The organism is Vibrio sp. NH-7, assembly GCF_053643215.1.
Map to the genome: position 1 here is coordinate 210,279 of NZ_CM132188.1, position 17,777 is coordinate 228,055.

The following is a 17,777-nucleotide window of genomic DNA, read 5'->3' on the forward strand; positions in this document are numbered from 1 at the left end:
ATTGCTTATTTAAAGTGAACTTATTGAGGCAATTTATCGTATCGGTCATTTGTGTGTACAAAAATAATTTTTGTATAACATGAGAAAATTGTGCTAATAATTATACAAACAAAAAATTTGTACACCTTTGAGAGGACAGTATGATGAGTAATGTAATCAATATCGGTATCAGTTCATGTGTGCTGGGCGAAAACGTGCGTTTCGACTCAGGGCATAAGATCAGTAAATTCGTCACCAAAGAGTTGGCGCCCTACTTCAACTTTATGCCTGTTTGCCCAGAAGTCGGTATGGGCATGCCGGTTCCAAGACCCACTATTCGCTTGATGTCGAATGAAGAGCGAATCGAACTTGTTGAAACCAAAAATCCTGACAATAAGCATACTGAAGCCATGATCGATTATTCTGAGAAGAAGGTTGCGGAGCTTGTTGATCAAGAGCTTTGTGGTTACATCGTCTGTGCTAAGTCGCCAACGTGTGGCATGGAGCGTGTGAAGGTTTACAGCAAGAACAGTGCTGCGAAAGAAGGCATTGGCTTGTACACCAAAACTTTGATGGAAAAAATGCCGTGGTTACCAGTAGAAGAAGACGGTCGTCTAAATGATCCTGTATTGAAAGAGAACTTCATTACTCGTATATACACACTGCATGACTACTACCAGTCTGTAGGCCATAACCTAACACGTGGAGCGATTGTGGCCTTCCACTCTCGCTATAAGTTAACGCTCATGGCTCATCACCCAGAATCTTATAAGAAACTTGGCCAGCTGGTCGCCAATATTTCTGACTACGATCTTGAGGAATTCTTCAAGTTGTATCGAGAAGGGTTGATGAAAGCGATGGCTCACAGAGCAAGCCGAAAGAACAATACCAATGTTCTAATGCACTTGCAGGGTTATTTCAAGCGAGACCTAGATAAAGAAAAGAAAGCGGAGCTTTGCCAAGTGATCGATGACTATCGTGTTGGTCTGATACCGTTATTGGCACCACTGACGCTTATTAAACACTATTTAGCGACCCATCCGGACAGTTATTTGCAACAACAAAAATATTTTGACCCATATCCGCAGGAGTTACGTTTACGTTATGGATTGTAATGAAAAACAGTATGCCATTAGAGAGGTCTCAGAGTTGACTGGTGTAAAGCCCGTCACTTTGCGAGCGTGGCAGCGTCGATACAACCTGATTAAACCTATAAGAACTGAAAAGGGCCATCGTTTATATAGAGAAGAAGACATCGCTCGTATTCAGTCTATTCAAGTCTGGTTGGACAAGGGTGTCTCTATTGGCAAGGTAAAAGCGTTGTTAGACGCAGAATCCCTAGTCGAGGATCAAGGGGTAGCCATTGACCAACACCTAGAAGAAGTAGATAAGGTCACCGCTGCTCTTGCCATACTCAATAAAAAGCGGGTCGAATCGACCATTAATACGGTGCTAAAAGAGTATCCATTGCCTGCGGTCATTCAACAGTTCGTGAAGCCGATCTACGAATCGCTCTCTTTAGTAAAGCGTAACCAGCAGGTACTACAAACGGCATTGTTTAATGGTCTGCTAATCGCAAAGTTAGAAGCCATTATTGAAGCAGAAAACAAAGCATCGCATCGAGGCAAGTGCCTGTTCATCAACTTTGATCCAAGTCGAGACATCGAGAGTCGTTTGTGGGCGGCAAAATTATCTGATGATGGATGGAACATGACGCTGCTAGATGGCGTTGATGATGTGTCAGGTCTAGTTCGGGCAGAATTTGATACGCAATTTGATTCGATAGCGCTCTATAGCCCACGTCCGCTCACCGAGCAGCAAATTGGTGGTATTGAGAGTGTGAGAGGTGGGTTTTCCGGTCAGTTTTTCTTGTCAGACGTGCTAGCCGCTTACGAGGAATATAGATGAGAATTGTATGGCTGAGGCGCGATTTGCGCACGATCGACAATACGGCACTGAACGCGGCGATTGAGAGCAGAGAACCGGTAATCGCCGCATTTGTGGCAACGCCTGATAGTTGGCGTGAGCATAAAATGGCGCCTATCCAAGCGGATTTAATCAAAAGGCGGCTTGTCGAACTCAAGAGCGAGCTTTCTGAGCTGAACATTCCCCTGATCTATTCCGAAGCTCCAGATTATGCGAGCAGTGTCGATGTGGTGTTAAGTTGGGTTAAGCAATATGGTGTGACCAACGTCCACGTCAATAAAGAGTACGAGCTGAACGAAGTGAGTCGCGACGATAAGGCTGAGAGTAAGCTGTCTGAACTGGGAGTGATGCTGCATCGCTATGACGACAAGTGCCACTTTGCGCCAGGCAGTGTCGTAAATAAGCAGGGGCATTATTTTAAAGTCTTTACTCCTTATAAACGTGCTTACTTACAGAAACTCGAGGAATACCCTGTGCAGGTTCAGAAAGTAAAAGGCGCGGTTGAGCTTGGTCGAGAGCTGCGACCACAAGACATATTGCAACATGATATGACGTTCAGTTACCCGACGGAGTGTAGTGACGTTTATCCCGTAAATACGACACAGATCCTTGAGTTGTTGCGAGCGTTTGTCAATGAACGCAGTGACGATTATCAAGCAGACCGTGATTTCCCCTCTATTGAGGGTACCAGCCGATTGTCTCCTTATTTAGCGATTGGTGCATTGTCTGTCAGGCAATGTATGGCAAGGCTACTTTATGAGCAAATGCCTCCCTTGAGTGAAGGACGTCAAACTTGGTTGAGTGAGCTTATTTGGCGAGAGTTTTATCAGCATCTTATCTATTTTGAGCCAAAGTTGAGTCGCGGAGAGAGTTTCCTTCCTTGGGGGAGACATCTCACATGGCAGAATGATGAGAAGCGCATTCAGGCTTGGAAGGAAGGTATGACGGGTTACCCCATTGTCGATGCGGCAATGCGCCAGTTAAACCAAACGGGGTGGATGCACAATCGATTAAGAATGATCGCCGCGAGCTTTCTTATTAAAGATCTGCAAGTGGATTGGCGGATTGGTGAGGATTACTTTATGAGCAAACTGATCGATGGAGAATACTCAGCCAATAACGGAGGGTGGCAGTGGTGTGCATCAACGGGTTGCGATGGTCAGCCCTATTTCCGAATTTTCAATCCAACCACACAAGGGGAGCGGTTCGATCCGAAGGGTGATTTTGTTCGCCACTGGGTCCCTGAGCTTAAGAATGTACCTGATAAGTTTATTCATCAACCAAGCAAGTGGGCCAATGCAAAAGGCGTGTCATATCCTTCGCCAATAGTTGATCACAAGGCTCAAAGAGAGATAACCTTAGCCAACTATAAAAATGCTAAGGATTTCATGGATGCTACGTAAACTCGTTGCACTGGGTTGTTGTTTTGCCTCGCAAGTCTTCGCGGCTAGCTACCCGCTACCTCCAGAAGGGAGCAACATTGTCGGGCGAACTCAGTACCACCAAGTTGATGAAGGCGAAACCTTGGCGGAAATTGCCAAGCAATATGATGTTGGCTTTCTCTCATTGATGGCGGCAAATAAAGGCGTTGATCCGTTTCTGCCTAAAGCCGGCTACGTATTGACGATTCCGACGCAAATCATTTTGCCGCAAGTTGAACGTGAAGGGGTCGTCATAAATCTAGCTGAGCTAAGGTTGTATTACTTCGAGCCTGACTCTGGTCTGGTGCACATTTTCCCAGTGGGGATTGGTCGAGTCGGGCGCGATACGCCTGAAATGTCGACCACGATCAGCCAGAAGCGTCCTAATCCAACGTGGACGCCACCTGCGTCTATTCGCAAAGAGTACTTAGCGAAAGGAATAGAACTCCCTGCTGTGGTTCCCGCAGGACCTGAAAACCCACTCGGTGAATACGCACTTCGTCTCGCTTATGGCGCGGGTGATTATCTGATTCATGGCACCAACAAAGATTTCGGTATTGGCCTGCGCGTAAGCTCGGGTTGTATTCGGATGGAGCCGAAAGATATCGACTGGTTGTTTCCCAAAGTCTCGCTGGGAGAGAAAGTACGGGTGATTAATGAGCCAATTAAGGTTTCGCTCGAACCCGATCGCAGTGTGTTTATTGAAGCCCACGAGCCTCTGACTAGAAGTGATGGTTCAAAAAAGAGCTTAGAAATGCCGCTTGAGCTAGGATGGTGGTTGGAAGAGTTTGATCATTCAGATGTGAAGGCTAGGGCCGCAATCATGGCGCAGAACGGTGTGCCTGTAGAGATTGTTGCTCCGACGTTTGTCAATTAGCTTAGTCTCTTCACAGAAAAAAGAAAGGGTCTGCATTTGCAGACCCTTTCTTTAAGAAGACGTAATTACTTAGTGTAAGACTGAGCAATGTTGTCGATACGCTCGTTAGCGCGTGACGCTTCCTCTTGTGCAGACATTGCAGCGTCGCCAGACTTACGAACTTCAGATTGAAGTGCTTGAACGTCTTGGCTTAGTTGGCTAACTTGGTTGCTTAGCTCATCCATCTTAGCGGTTGTTGCTGCATCTGGACCAGAAGCACAACCAGCTAGTAGAAGTACAGAAGACGCTGCAGCTGCGATCAACATTTTGTTCATAATCGAACTCCTTGAAATATATGTATCAATAAAGTCGTCCTATACCTTCTCTTGCGTATAGTGACGTGAATAGTGTAGTGCTAATTTTACGCTTGCTAAAGCAGAATAAAGTCAAAAAAACCCAAGAATTTAAGCAATTATCCAATAAGTTGAGCTGAGTCTCATTGGTGAGAGCTATAATTACGTCGGTTTTTGAGAACGATTCTTATCCATTTTCGACCATCAAGTGATATTTAATGTGATCACTATCTACTTTGGGTAAATCTAGGTATCATAGCCTGTTTTTACTCATTTTCTGTTCCAACTCACTCTTTTTGAGTGATGGAAAATATTGCTGTACCAATGGAGAATACTTTGCATTTTAAAGATTTAGGCTTAGACAACCGCTTGTTAAAAAACTTAAAACATCTCGATTTTAAGAAAGCAACGGAGATCCAGCAAAAAGCAATACCGGTCGCGATTGCTGGTAAAGACTTGTTGGCTTCGTCAAAAACAGGTTCAGGTAAAACGCTTGCCTTTGTTTTGCCTATGCTGCACAAGTCGTTAAAGAGCAAAGCGTTTTCTGTCAAAGATCCTCGTGCCGTGATACTTGCACCAACGCGTGAGCTTGCAAAACAGGTGTACGGAGAGCTGCGCACAATGTTGGCTGGCTTGTCTTATGACGCCACTTTGATCGTTGGTGGTGAAAACTTTAATGACCAAGTAAAAGCCCTACGAAAGTACCCTAAGTTTATTGTCGCGACCCCAGGTCGTTTGGCGGATCACCTAGAGCATCGTTCGCTTTTCTTAGAAGGGTTAGAAACCTTGGTTCTTGATGAGGCAGACCGTATGCTCGACCTTGGTTTTGCACCAGAGTTACGCCGTATTCACAATGCGGCAAAACACCGTCGTCGCCAGACTTTGATGTTCTCTGCGACATTGGATCATGCGGAAGTGAACGATATCGCTTTTGAAATGTTGAATGCACCAAAGCGTATTGCTGTCGGAGTCTCGAATGAAGAGCACAAGGACATCACTCAGAAGTTTTACCTGTGTGATCACCTTGATCACAAAGAGGCGATATTGGAGCGTGTGCTGCAAGAAGCAGAGTACAAGCAGATTATTGTCTTTACGGCAACTCGAGCTGACACAGATCGTTTGACCGAAAAACTCAATGAGAAAAAGCTGAAAGCCATCGCGCTAAGTGGCAATCTAAATCAAACTCAGCGCAACACCATCATGAGCCAGTTTGAGCGAGCGGTGTTTAAGATTTTGGTCACGACAGATGTTGCTTCTCGTGGCCTTGATATTGCGAATGTTACCCACGTAATCAACTTTGATATGCCAAAACACACGGAAGAATACGTTCACCGAGTAGGTCGTACTGGTCGTGCTGGCAATAAAGGGGATGCGATCTCATTGGTTGGTCCGAAAGACTGGGACAGCTTTAAACGCGTCGAAGCCTACTTACAGCAAGACCTTAGCTTTTCAGAGCTTGAAGGTTTAAAAGGGAAATTCAAAGGGTTAAAACCGCGTAAGCCAGATTTCCGCAATAAGGGCAAAGTGACTAAGAGTGCTAAACCTCAAGCGAAGAAAGCAGTTAAGAAACCAGTGAAGCGAGATAAGAGCTTCCACCAAAACGTGGCTGTGGGTGACAGTGTGTTCATCCCGAAAAAGAAAGTTGCTCCCAAAGCGGACGACGAATAAACAGGTCAAACAAAACAGAAAGGGGCTGCCAATTGGCAGCCCCTTTTTTGCTTAAATACCGCGGTTAGACCTTGAAGAAACCCAGTTGTTGCTTTTGGTTTTCTGCTAGCGTTGATAACTCTTGGCTTGCGGCAGCAGCTTGGGTAATTCCGGTTACATTTTGGCTTACAAGCTCGTAAATGTTGCTCAGGTTGTTGTTTACGTCAGAGGTCACTTGCCCTTGCTCTTCCGATGCAACCGCGACTTGAGCGTTTATAGTTGTCAGTTCTGAGATTGAGGCGCTAATGTTACCCAAGGACTCTCTAACCTTGCTGGCTTGGTCTTGATTGTGACTCAGTAGCTCTAAACTCGAGTTCATGCTCTCATTCGCGCTTCCTGATTGTCTTTGCAGCTCTTCGATAATGACTTGGATCTCTTTGGTGGACTCTTGCGTGCGTGCTGCAAGCATACGGACTTCATCTGCGACAACGGCAAAACCGCGACCACTCTCGCCTGCTCGAGCCGCTTCGATCGCAGCATTGAGCGCAAGTAAATTGGTTTGCTCTGAAATGCTTTCGATAACTTCAATGACTTTACCAATTTGCTCAGATTGCTCTTTCAGTGAGTTTACTACTGTTGCGGCTTCTGAAAGCTGATGAGCCATTTTCTCACTTGAACGCGTGTTCTGTTCAAATACGGTAAGGCTCTCACGCGCAAGTTTGTCAGCACGTGTAGAGGCAGAATCGGCTCGATTAGCGTTTTCGGTGACCTCAGAAGCGGTGCTTTCCATTTGGTTTATGGCAGCTGCAACGTGCTCAACTTCGTTCTTCTCTTGATCGGAGTTTGCACTTGACTGCGTCATTACAGCCGCAAGTTCAGTCGAAGCAGAAGCAACATCAACACTGATTCGTACCAGCGCATCGACGGTTCCTTGTAGCTGCTTAACCGTCGAGTTGAAGTCTTGTGATAGCGCAGTGATTTCGTTGTTACCCTCCACGCTTACTTCCGTTTTGAGGTTGCCTTGAGCAAGCTCTTTCATCGCTTTTTGCAGTGATTTGATTGGGGTAACGATGATACCTGCCAGTAGCCAGCTTATCACTAGAGCGGTACCAAGCACGGCAAGTAAGCCGAGGATCGCGTTAAACATCACATTCGAGTGACTGGTTTCGTTGGCTGCGACTTCGTGCAATGCAATTTCGTTGAGCTTAGCGGACAAGTCGTCGATCGCTTTTACCATCGCGTTGCCCTTGGTTCGGTAAACGTTTGATGCTTGTTCGTACTGTTGTTCAAACGCCGCAGAAAATGATTCGCTAGCGTGTTTGGTCTTTAGCAAAGGCGTCATTGTATCAATAGAGTAGCTCACGTAATCGTCGATGGCGTTGCGCATCGCTTTCACCTCTGCCTCGAGGCCTTTAACTTGGGCTAGGGAGTCCAACAAGCGGAAATTGGTTTGTTTTTTGGATTCCAAAGTCGTTGCAAGTTGCGCTACATCATCGGATCTAAAAAGGCTGTAAATGGCTTTAATGCGCATTCCGTAAGTGTTGTCGATGATTTTGGTGAGTTCATCCTTGTGGGTGACCAAGTTTTCGGTAGAGATGGTTACTTGATTGAATACATTTTTCAGATTTGAAGTGCTGTAACTGATACCTGCAACGAGAAGTAACAAAGTAAAAATAACAGGCACAACCACCTGAAGCTTAATAGACAAGCCACTGAGTAGTTGGCGCATGAAAGGTCCTCTTCATAAAAAAGCAATGTAATAGTAAATAAATTATTATTTTTATTAGTTTCGAGAATGATTCTAATTCCCTGCGAGGATAATTCAATACACAAATTTAGAGTTGTGTGCAATTTTTGATAGGACGTTATGCAACTGAATTTATTTAATTTTCAGTGGTTTATGTAACTAATTGCATCAATTATTATAATCCAGCTGACACAGTTTCTCACAATAATTGATTCATAACTCAATGAGTATTAAAGGAGAGAGAGCAAAACTAAGCTGTCATAGAGGCTTCAACTAAGTGAAACACAACTGTCACATAATGGTCCTAAAGTGAGCATCGTTCAAGTGAAACACAACGGCAATAAAGCCAATTAAGGATATTGTGATGAAAAAGACAGTTATCGGTGCAATCGCACTTCTAGGCGCAATGGCAGTGACTTCAGTTTCTGCTAAAGAAACGATCTCTGCAGTGGGCTCTAGCAGCGTAACTCCACTGATGGAAGTTTTCTCTGAAACATACATGAAGACAAACTCAGATGTATTTATTGAAGTTCAAGGCCCAGGTTCTTCTGCGGGTGTAAAAGCGGCGAAAAACGGCAGTGCTGACCTAGGTATGTCTTCTCGTAACCTAAAAGATTCCGAAAAAGAGCCTGCTCTTAAAGAGCTTACAGTGGCAATGGACGGTATCGCAGTTGTTGTTAACCCGAAAAACGATCTAAGCGGCCTAACGGCTGAGCAAGTCACAGCAATCTACAAAGGTGAAATCACTAACTGGAAAGACGTTGGTGGCGCAGACAAGCCTATCGTTGCAATCACTCGTGATACAGCTTCAGGTACTCGTGGTGCATTCGAAGACATCATGAAATTGAAAAAGAAAATCTCTGGTAAGAAAGTTTCTGCAATTTCTCAGCGCGCTCAAGTTGCTAACGGTAACGGTGCGCTAAAAACAATGGTTGCATCTAACCCTTACGCAATCGGCTACATTTCCCTAGGCACTGTTGACGCTTCTGTTAATGCACTGTCTATCGATGGCACACCTGCGTCTGTTGATAATGTGAAGAACGGCTCTTACAAAGTGGCACGTCCATTCCTAGTTCTATACAAAGAAGGTAAGCCTTCAGCACAAACTCAGAAGTTCCTAGAGTGGATGGTATCTGACGACGCACAAGCGCTTGTAGACAAGAAAGGTTACATCTCAGTTAACTAATCCCAGTAAATCTACTTAATTGCTCAGCCTAGTTTTGGGCTGAGCCTTTTCTGACTCTGAAACGATTCTTTTCGTTCTCCAGGTAAGAATTTTATGACCATCGCAACCAATAGTGAAAAGCTTATGAATACTGAAGCGACTCAAGTTTCTAAGCCAGCATTACGAGAGCGCAAACGCGTTGACTGGAAAGAGCGTATCTTCCATGGCCTGTTTCTCGCGAGTGCCGTAATCGGTATCGTCTCACTGGCAATTATTGCTTACTTCATTGTTAAAGAATCCATCCCTGCATTCCAAGAAGCTGGAGTGTCGGGGATTGTCCTTGGCCAAGATTGGCTACCACCGGCGCTTTACGGCGTTGCAACCATGATTGTTGCCTCGGTTGTGTCAACATTTGGTGCCGTTATAGTGGGTGTACCCGTAGGCGTATTGACCGCAATCTTCATCGCTGAAATCGCGCCGAAACGTGTTGCCGATGTTATTCGTCCGGCTGTCGAGTTGTTGGCGGGTATTCCATCGGTAGTGTACGGTTTCTTTGGCCTGGTTATCATCGTTCCTCTAATTCAAAATATCTTCCAAGTACCGGCAGGTAACACAATTTTGGCGGGTATTATTGTTTTGGGTGTCATGATTCTACCCACGGTAATTACCGTCTCTGAAACCTCGATTCGAGCGGTTCCTCGCACCTATAAAGAAGGCTCGCTAGCACTTGGTGCCTCTAAGATTTACACCATATTTAAGCTCCTTGTTCCAGCAGCACGCAGCGGCATTATGACCGGGGTAATCCTTGGAATCGGCCGTGCTCTTGGTGAGACGATGGCGATCATCATGGTAATGGGTAACGCACCCGCAATGCCTGAGGGCATATTGGACTCTGCGCGTACGCTAACGGCCAATATTGCGATTGAAATGTCCTACGCAAGTGGTGTTCACGCTAACGCACTTTACGCCACGGGTGTTGTACTGCTTGTCTTCATCATGATGCTCAATGCAGCTCTTCTTTATCTCAATCGCGAAAAAGCGAAATAAGCGATAGGTGACGATTATGGACCGCGCAAAACTAAAACAATCTCGAGAGTTTAAGGACAAGATCTTAAACGGTTTTATCTGGGCCGCCGCCGCTTTAACGGTAGGCTTCCTGTTCTGGATCATTTGGTACATCTTATCGAATGGTTTAAAGCATGTAGATTGGGCATTCATCACCGATAACTACACGGCAACTGGGGAAGAGAAAGGTATTTTCCCTATGATAGTCGCGACTATCTACATGGTTATCGCCTCTATTGCAGTGGCAGCGCCACTGGGTATTATGACGGCCATCTACTTAACGGAGTATGCAAAAGTCGGCAGTAAGCTGGTCAAAGTTATTCGTTTTTGTACTGAGTCATTGGCGGGTATTCCATCGATTATCTTTGGTCTATTTGGTATGACATTTTTCGTCGCGATTCTCGGTCTGGGCTTCTCGATCCTTTCGGGTGCATTGACTTTGAGTATCCTGATTCTGCCTGTCATCATCCGTACAACGGAAGAAGCGTTGATGGCTGTACCACAAACCTATCGTGAGGGCTCTTACGCGCTAGGTTCTTCGAAAATTTACACTATCTGGCGTTTAATCTTACCCAGTGCGACACCAGGTATCTTAACTTCGGTCATTCTTAGTATTGGTCGTGTCATTGGTGAATCGGCCCCTGTTTTCCTAACAGCTGGCATGGTTGCTCGAGTTCCAGACTCTTTGCTCGATTCGGGACGAACGCTGACCGTTCACCTATACAAGCTGACTACCGAGCTGTTCACTATTGAAGAGTGGAACCAAGCTTACGGTACAGCGACAGTGCTGATTGTCGTGGTCTTATTAATCAACATGACGACAAAGCTTATTGCTAGCCGCTTCAACAAAGCGACGTACTAATCGCACACAAACACGAATTAAAGAGATTAAGAAAATGAACAAGTTTGATATTGAAAATCTAGACCTATTTTACGGTGACAACCAAGCACTAAAAGCGATCAATTTGCCGATTCCAACTCGCCAAGTAACGGCACTTATCGGCCCATCAGGCTGCGGAAAATCGACCTTGCTACGCTGTCTAAACCGCATGAATGATCTCATTGAAGGCGTAAAAATCACCGGTAAGCTGGATATGGATGGCACCGATATTTACGGCAATATCGACGTGGCGGATCTGCGTATCAAAGTTGGCATGGTGTTCCAAAAGCCAAACCCGTTTCCAATGAGCATTTATGAGAACGTGGCGTATGGTCTGCGTGCTCAAGGTGTGAAAGACAAAAAGCACATTGACGAAGTGGTTGAGCGCTCTCTACGCGGCGCGGCACTATGGGATGAAGTAAAAGATCGTCTTAAGTCTCATGCGTTCGGTCTATCTGGTGGTCAGCAGCAGCGTCTGTGTATCGCTCGAACCATCGCGATGGAGCCAGATGTGATCCTGATGGATGAGCCTACTTCTGCGCTGGATCCTATTGCGACACACAAAATTGAAGAGTTGATGGAAGAGCTGAAAAAGAACTACACCATCGTCATCGTGACGCATTCCATGCAGCAAGCGCGTCGTATCTCTGACCGGACCGCATTCTTTCTAATGGGGGAGTTAGTGGAACACGATGAAACGCAAAATATCTTTAGTTCACCAAAAGATGATCGCACCAAAGGTTATGTCAACGGTGATTTCGGTTAACTTTAAACGCTATTTACTGGCAATATCACTATAACTATAAGCGATGGTACTTTTGCCCCTCTTTATGAGGGGCTTTTTTTGTTTTTTAGCTTTCGAATGTAACAAGATTGAAAATAAAAAATGCATAACACAAAGTACTAGAACACAAGTTTATTAATTGGCGTATTCATAAGATCAAAAGTGCTAGTTGTTGGTCATGTCTACTAATGGATAATTACTGCCTGCGAAAGCTGTTTTTCACATTTATTCGAGTTAAATCGCGTTGAACCTCTCTTTCTCAAAGATAAGAAAATTTGCACTCTCAATAAAAAGAACTCTAGTAATAAGGTATTAAAGGGTGTTTGTTTTTCGGTGAAAAATATTCAGACTATATACGCTTTAAAAATGAGATTCAGAAATTGGATTTCGACAGACAACAATTATTTTTGCTTAAGTACTTTGGGGGCTAAACCTAAGGGCGGTAGCGTTGAACGACAGAGATAGGCCTAACAACTCATATGGAAACTGGATATCCTATAAAGCAGCATGGAGAAGAATCGGTACTGATGTATCGATTTTTCGATATATTTATCATCAGTTTTGTTCTTATTGTCACAACACTTATCTATGTAGATGAGTTTTCATCTCTTTATAAGGTAATTCTATCTTTCGTTTTAGTGTCTTATTACTTAGCTGCTGAAGTCTCTGGGGTATACCGTACACACAAACGTGTTTCGTTAAATCAACTTCTAGTAACAGTTCTTATTTCCTGGCTTATTTGTATTGCAATCTCATTAGCAATAGGTTTCTTCCTTAAGGTTTCAGATTCGTATTCTCGTGTCGTACTTGGTGTATGGTTCCTAGTGACCCCCGTATCTTTGATGTTATGGCGATGGGCAGTATTTGCATTACCCGAGCGTTTAAGGCCAGATGATTGCTACCGTAATAAATCTATCATTATTGGTGCGACTCGAGCAGGGTTGCTACTAGGAAAAGAATTAGAGAAAAATAAACACAATGGCGAGAAGTTAGTTGGTTTTTACGATGACAGAACGTTAGAAAGGATTGAAGATAGTTTAGGCTCTGTCCAAACCAATCTAAAAATGTTGGGCAACATTGATGACGCCTTATTACTAGCCAAACATGGAAGTGTAAAGAACGTTTATGTCGCTCTTCCAATGGAAGCTGCAAAGCGTATCAAACAAATTCTGAATGCCTTTGCTGACTCTAACGCACATGTGCATATTGTCCCTGACTTTTTCACTTTTGATTTACTGCACTCTAGGTGGAATAGCATAGGCAACGTCGTGACGCTCAGTGTACATGATACTCCTTTTCGAGGCTTTTCATCGGTGATTAAACGGATTGAAGATGTAGTTTTATCCATTCTTATCATTCTAGCAATAGCACCAATCCTTCTATTTGTTGCCGTCGGTGTAAAACTTTCTTCCCCGGGTCCAATTATTTTCAAACAAGATCGCTATGGGTTAGATGGTCGTTCAATAAAAGTTTGGAAATTCCGTTCAATGCGAGCAACAGATAATGGCCCTGTTGTTAAGCAAGCGACTAAGGGAGACCCGAGAGTCACGAAATTTGGCGCTTTTATAAGGCGGACCTCTTTAGATGAACTGCCGCAATTTTTCAACGTGTTGACCGGACAAATGTCGATTGTTGGTCCAAGACCTCATGCCATTGCGCACAACGAAGAGTATAGAGGACTGATAGATAAGTATATGCTTCGTCATCATGTCAAACCCGGAATAACAGGTTGGGCACAGGTAAACGGCTACCGGGGCGAAACTGACACGCTCGATAAAATGCAGAAAAGAGTCGAGTACGACTTAACCTACATTCAAAACTGGACACTGTGGTTAGATATCAAAATAGTCTATCTAACGATTTTCAAAGGTTTCACTGGTAAAACAGCTTACTAAAGGATTATCCATGAAGATATCGAACAAGATACTGCCTGCTCTTGCCTTATCTATTGTCGGGAGTAGTCATGCCCATGCAGCTCTGGAAGGAAATGGATATGTAACGGAATCTGGAATAAAAGTAATTCCGATTTTTAACAGTGCTTATGAATACAATGACAACATAGGTCGATACTCTAAGCAAGAGAACCCCGAGTCCTCATCTTTAATCGTACTTGAGCCAGGTGTTGCTTTGCAGGCAGAGAGAGGGGAGAGCCTGTATCAACTACTCTATCAAGTGTCTTCTGGTACTTACTTCGACAGTCGTGACGATAACTACATTGATCATCGCTTTGTAAGCGAAAACTTCATTTCGATCAACCGCCGCAACTCGTTGTCTATCGACTATGCATTTTTATACCAACATGAAGAGCGTGGTACTGGTATTCTTGCCGGGGATAATTTGTCGACTATTGCGGAAAGTCCGGTAGAGTTTTCCGTTCATAAAGCGAGTATCACTCATGCTTATGGTTCTGACGAAGCAAAGGGGCGAATTGAGTCATCTCTTCGCTTGGAAGACAAAAACTATCAAAATTATAGAAACATCAAAGAACCTCAATTTACCCCATTAAGTACCAAATACAAAGACTACTTTGAGTTTGGTATCGGAATGGCGTTTTACTATCGAGCTTTACCCGCAACTCAGTTATTAGTGGAAGTAGATGTCAATAATCGAGACTATAAATACGATGGAACAGATACAACTACGTCTCAAGATAGCGTAGATAGATTTCTACTAACAGGTGCAACTTGGGACATTACCGGGAAAACCAAAGGTAAATTGCGATTAGGTTTCCAAAACAAGTCTTATTCTGAAGCAGACAAAGTGGACTTTAATGGCTTTAGTTGGGATTTAGACCTCGAATGGAAACCGCTATCCTATTCTACGGTGCTTGTCTCTGCCGCCCAGCGTGCAAAAGATCCTGAGCAAGGCTCTAATTACGTGGATGAAAAGAGTTTTGATTCAAACTGGAAGCACTACTGGCGTTCAAACTTATTTACGAACCTGTCTTTTTTATATGTAAAAGATGACTATTCAGAGTCAACACGTACCGAAGATTTATATAGACTCGGCCTCGGACTAGGATATGAACTACGCGATGATATCGAGATTGGTGCGGGATGGCGTTTAGAGAATAATGACTCATCTATAGAACAAAATAAATATAAGCAAAATGTTTACTACGTGTCAGCAAATCTTATTTTCTAACGGATAATGTCTTCAATGATTAAATACATATCAATATTTTTAGTTGTTTTTTCTTTGACATTAAAAGCTAATGCTGAAGCGTTTGATGATACCTATAAGATAGGGGCCGGTGATAAGCTTCAAATCTCAGTTTATGGTGAAGAAGACTTGTCAATTTCAGAGCTTTATATAAGTAATGGCGGGCGATTTGAGTATCCTTATTTAGGGCAAATCAACGCTCTTAATAAAACACCGGAGCAATTGCGCAACGAAATCGTGAAAGGTTTGAAAGGCGATTACCTGATCGATCCAAAGGTGCGTGTGAGCGTTATCGGTTTTCGCAGTATCTATGTCAATGGTGAAGTAAAGAAGCCGGGTGGCTATGAATATCAACCGGGTTTAACCGTCGATAAAGCAATCGCATTGGCTGGTGGATTTACTGACCGTGCTGCAAGAGGAAAAGTCTATATTGCAAAATCTGGTTCAGAAGAATCCAAAAGCAAAGTAAAACTCTCAAATAAAGTGATGCCAGGGGACATTATTGTTATTGAGCAAAGTTTTTTCTAATTACGACCGTTTATCTAAAATAACAAGCTATGGACGTCAGCATGCTTAATAACACCCATACAACACAGTCTAGAAACGAGCAATTGATCGACATCGGTTATTATGTACACCTGATCAAATCCCGCTGGTTTTCCATTTCGTTTTTTGCACTATTGTGTACTGCTTTAGCCGTCATGGTGGTTTTATCAATAACGCCAACCTATAAAGCAACGGCAACGCTTCTTATTGAATCGAGCACAGCCAAAGCTGTCTCTATTGAGGAGGTGATTGGCATTGATACTAAAGCACAAGAATACTACCTCACTCAATATGAAATTTTGAAATCGAATCAAGTGGCGCAACGTGTGATTGATAAGCTCCGACTATCGGAACTTGAGGAGTTTAATCCGAGCGTAGAGTCTTCAGAAAAAGGCTTATTAGGAAGTCTTAAACAACAGATACTATCGCATCCAATTGTTGAATCTTATTTCCCTCAAAAAGAAATAACAGAGCTTGATCTCAAAAGTGTTGAAGAGTCCGTTAATCGCAAAGTGTTAACAGCTTTTAAAGGTAAGTTGAGTATTTCGCCTATTAGAAAAACGCAACTAGTGAACATCTCGTTTGAATCTACTGACCCAGAATTGGCTGCAAAAATTGCCAACGAAGTCGGTCTCGCGTTTATTGAGAACAACCTTGAATCAAAACTAGTCGCAACAGAGCAAGCTACTGGCTGGATTAACCAACGTTTGGCAGAACTAAAAAGTCAACTCGATGAGTCTGAGCAAGCATTATTGAGTTTTCTAAAACAGCAAGAGCTGATTGATGATAGCGGTATTATCGCGCTTACTAGTTCAGAGCTTTCAAATCTAACCGACCGAATTGCAAAGGCTACGGATAGGCGGATTGAAACTCAAGCGTTGTACAATGCTCTTAAGAGCAACTCTGCAAAGGATGTCGCTACTCTTGCTTCCATTTCGCAGATATCTAACCACCCACAGATAAGAGATATCCGTTTTGCAGAATCAAATGCAGAGAGAGAAGTCAGTGAGCTCGCCAAGCGATACGGTCCAAAGCATGACAAAATGATTCAAGCCAACGCGCAGCTTAAATCTATTCAACAAAGAGCAGCGAAAGTTGTAAAAAAACTAATCAATGGCATTGAAAAAGAGCTAGCTAGCGCAATCAATCAAGAAGAGCTTTTAAAACGAGAGTTACTAAGCAAGAAAGATGAATTTCAATCTCTGAGTGTAATAAAGCGCGAATATGATGCATTGAAGAGAGAAGTTGATACAAACGCAAAGCTGTATGACTTGTTCTTGACTCGCCAAAAAGAAACAACAGCAACTAGTGACTTTAGTGCTGCCAATGCACGCTTTAGTGACTATGCTCTTACACCTCAATATCCAAACAAACCAAACAAAAAGCTGATTGTTGTTCTAGCATTTGTTGCCAGTCTTGGCTTTGCCACTGTGCTGGTTATCTGCTTAGACGCATTCAATAATACAATTGAGTCTGCTCGTGATTTTGAAAACAAACTTGGCCTCTTACCCATTGGCACGCTGCCGATAGTAAAAGATAAGGAATACAGGAAATCACCTATCGACTCGAGAGTATTTACTAATAACAAGTTTGCGGTATTCCAAGAATCAGTCGACTCTATCCGGACATCTTTGTACTTGAACCTTCAGAATTCAGAGAGAAAGATGTTGGCTATTTCGTCATCTGTTCCGGGTGAGGGTAAAACTACGACGTCTGTCAATCTGGCACTTTCATTTTCTAAGCTTGAAAAAGTCCTTCTCATAGACTGCGATCTAAGAAAGCCATCTATTGCAGGGCGATTCGGCTTGTCGGTTAGTCAACCAGGCTTAACTAATATTTTGTTGATGAATACGCCTTTTGAAGAATGTATAGCGACAATTGGAGATTCGAATCTAGATGTATTAGGTGCTGGTATGTTAGCGCCAAACCCTCAAGAGATGCTAAGCAGTAAAGCATTTGAAAAACTCGTGACATACTTAGCAAGTAAATACGACCGAATTATATTTGATACACCTCCTGTGCTACCGGTTAAAGACGCATTTATAATCGGAAAATTAACCCAAGGCATTCTTCTGGTTATAAAAGCAAATAGTACATCTAAATCGGTGTATAAACACACAATGACTCTGTTTACCAAGCATCAAATAACTATTGATGGTGTAGTACTAAATCAGGTTCCTTCACCGAAAAAGGGCTCACACAATTACTCAGAGTATGCGCAATACGCGCAAAATAGTTAAAGGTAA

General features: G+C 43.4%; 15 protein-coding genes. 13 read left to right on the forward strand and 2 right to left on the reverse strand.

Annotated features, from left to right (window positions below; all coding sequences use genetic code 11):
- The first annotated feature begins 143 nt into the window (after positions 1-143).
- From ACUALS_RS15285 to ACUALS_RS15300, 4 genes are read left to right on the forward strand one after another with little or no spacing between them, the layout of a single operon-like run.
- Entirely contained in the window at positions 144-1,094 is a 951-nt protein-coding gene (locus tag ACUALS_RS15285; protein WP_005469911.1) for a YbgA family protein, read from the forward strand.
- Positions 1,084-1,887, forward strand: a complete 804-nt coding sequence (locus tag ACUALS_RS15290; protein ID WP_334474967.1) for a MerR family transcriptional regulator — start codon at positions 1,084-1,086, stop codon at positions 1,885-1,887. The genes ACUALS_RS15285 and ACUALS_RS15290 overlap by 11 nt, the downstream gene beginning before the upstream one ends.
- Entirely contained in the window at positions 1,884-3,308 is a 1,425-nt protein-coding gene (phrB, locus tag ACUALS_RS15295) for a deoxyribodipyrimidine photo-lyase (protein ID WP_334474966.1), read from the forward strand. Before ACUALS_RS15290 ends, phrB begins: the two co-directional genes overlap by 4 nt.
- Positions 3,298-4,203, forward strand: coding sequence for a L,D-transpeptidase family protein (locus tag ACUALS_RS15300; protein WP_334474965.1), 906 nt, complete (start codon positions 3,298-3,300; stop codon positions 4,201-4,203). The genes phrB and ACUALS_RS15300 overlap by 11 nt, the downstream gene beginning before the upstream one ends.
- Before the next feature lie 65 nt (positions 4,204-4,268).
- On the opposite strand, the gene ACUALS_RS15305 is transcribed toward ACUALS_RS15300, so the two are convergent.
- Positions 4,269-4,517: an Lpp/OprI family alanine-zipper lipoprotein gene (locus ACUALS_RS15305; RefSeq protein WP_005470243.1), complete on the reverse strand. Its 249-nt coding sequence runs from the start codon at positions 4,515-4,517 to the stop codon at positions 4,269-4,271.
- A 342-nt stretch (positions 4,518-4,859) separates the two neighbouring features.
- On the opposite strand from ACUALS_RS15305, the gene ACUALS_RS15310 reads away from it, so the two are divergent.
- Positions 4,860-6,203 (forward strand): DEAD/DEAH box helicase, encoded by a 1,344-nt coding sequence (locus tag ACUALS_RS15310; RefSeq protein WP_334474989.1) that lies wholly within the window; start codon positions 4,860-4,862, stop codon positions 6,201-6,203.
- A gap of 64 nt (positions 6,204-6,267) precedes the next feature.
- On the opposite strand, the gene ACUALS_RS15315 is transcribed toward ACUALS_RS15310, so the two are convergent.
- Complete coding sequence (locus ACUALS_RS15315) at positions 6,268-7,911, reverse strand: methyl-accepting chemotaxis protein (RefSeq protein ID WP_454449756.1); 1,644 nt, start codon at positions 7,909-7,911, stop codon at positions 6,268-6,270.
- A gap of 382 nt (positions 7,912-8,293) precedes the next feature.
- Here ACUALS_RS15315 and ACUALS_RS15320 point away from each other — a divergent pair, with 382 nt between their 5' ends.
- The 8 genes from ACUALS_RS15320 to ACUALS_RS15355 all read left to right on the forward strand — a co-directional run bounded on the left by ACUALS_RS15320 (position 8,294) and on the right by ACUALS_RS15355 (position 17,771).
- Complete coding sequence (locus ACUALS_RS15320; RefSeq protein ID WP_005470267.1) at positions 8,294-9,115, forward strand: phosphate ABC transporter substrate-binding protein; 822 nt, start codon at positions 8,294-8,296, stop codon at positions 9,113-9,115.
- Between the two features lie 93 nt (positions 9,116-9,208).
- Positions 9,209-10,141: a phosphate ABC transporter permease subunit PstC gene (pstC, locus tag ACUALS_RS15325; protein WP_038188250.1), complete on the forward strand. Its 933-nt coding sequence runs from the start codon at positions 9,209-9,211 to the stop codon at positions 10,139-10,141.
- Between the two features lie 16 nt (positions 10,142-10,157).
- Complete coding sequence (gene pstA, locus ACUALS_RS15330) at positions 10,158-11,021, forward strand: phosphate ABC transporter permease PstA (RefSeq protein ID WP_005470214.1); 864 nt, start codon at positions 10,158-10,160, stop codon at positions 11,019-11,021.
- A gap of 34 nt (positions 11,022-11,055) precedes the next feature.
- The gene (pstB, locus tag ACUALS_RS15335) at positions 11,056-11,805 is read left to right on the forward strand and encodes a phosphate ABC transporter ATP-binding protein PstB (protein WP_038135235.1); all 750 of its coding nucleotides are present in this window, start codon (positions 11,056-11,058) and stop codon (positions 11,803-11,805) included.
- Between the two features lie 497 nt (positions 11,806-12,302).
- On the forward strand, positions 12,303-13,718 hold the full coding sequence (locus ACUALS_RS15340) for an undecaprenyl-phosphate glucose phosphotransferase (RefSeq protein WP_334474963.1): 1,416 nt from the start codon (positions 12,303-12,305) through the stop codon (positions 13,716-13,718).
- A gap of 10 nt (positions 13,719-13,728) precedes the next feature.
- A complete protein-coding gene (locus ACUALS_RS15345) occupies positions 13,729-14,967 on the forward strand; it encodes an outer membrane beta-barrel protein (protein ID WP_454449757.1) in 1,239 nt (412 codons plus the stop codon).
- A 6-nt stretch (positions 14,968-14,973) separates the two neighbouring features.
- A complete protein-coding gene (locus ACUALS_RS15350) occupies positions 14,974-15,513 on the forward strand; it encodes a polysaccharide biosynthesis/export family protein (protein ID WP_334474961.1) in 540 nt (179 codons plus the stop codon).
- 41 nt (positions 15,514-15,554) lie between these two features.
- Positions 15,555-17,771, forward strand: a complete 2,217-nt coding sequence (locus ACUALS_RS15355; RefSeq protein ID WP_454449758.1) for a GumC family protein — start codon at positions 15,555-15,557, stop codon at positions 17,769-17,771.
- Positions 17,772-17,777 lie beyond the last annotated feature (6 nt).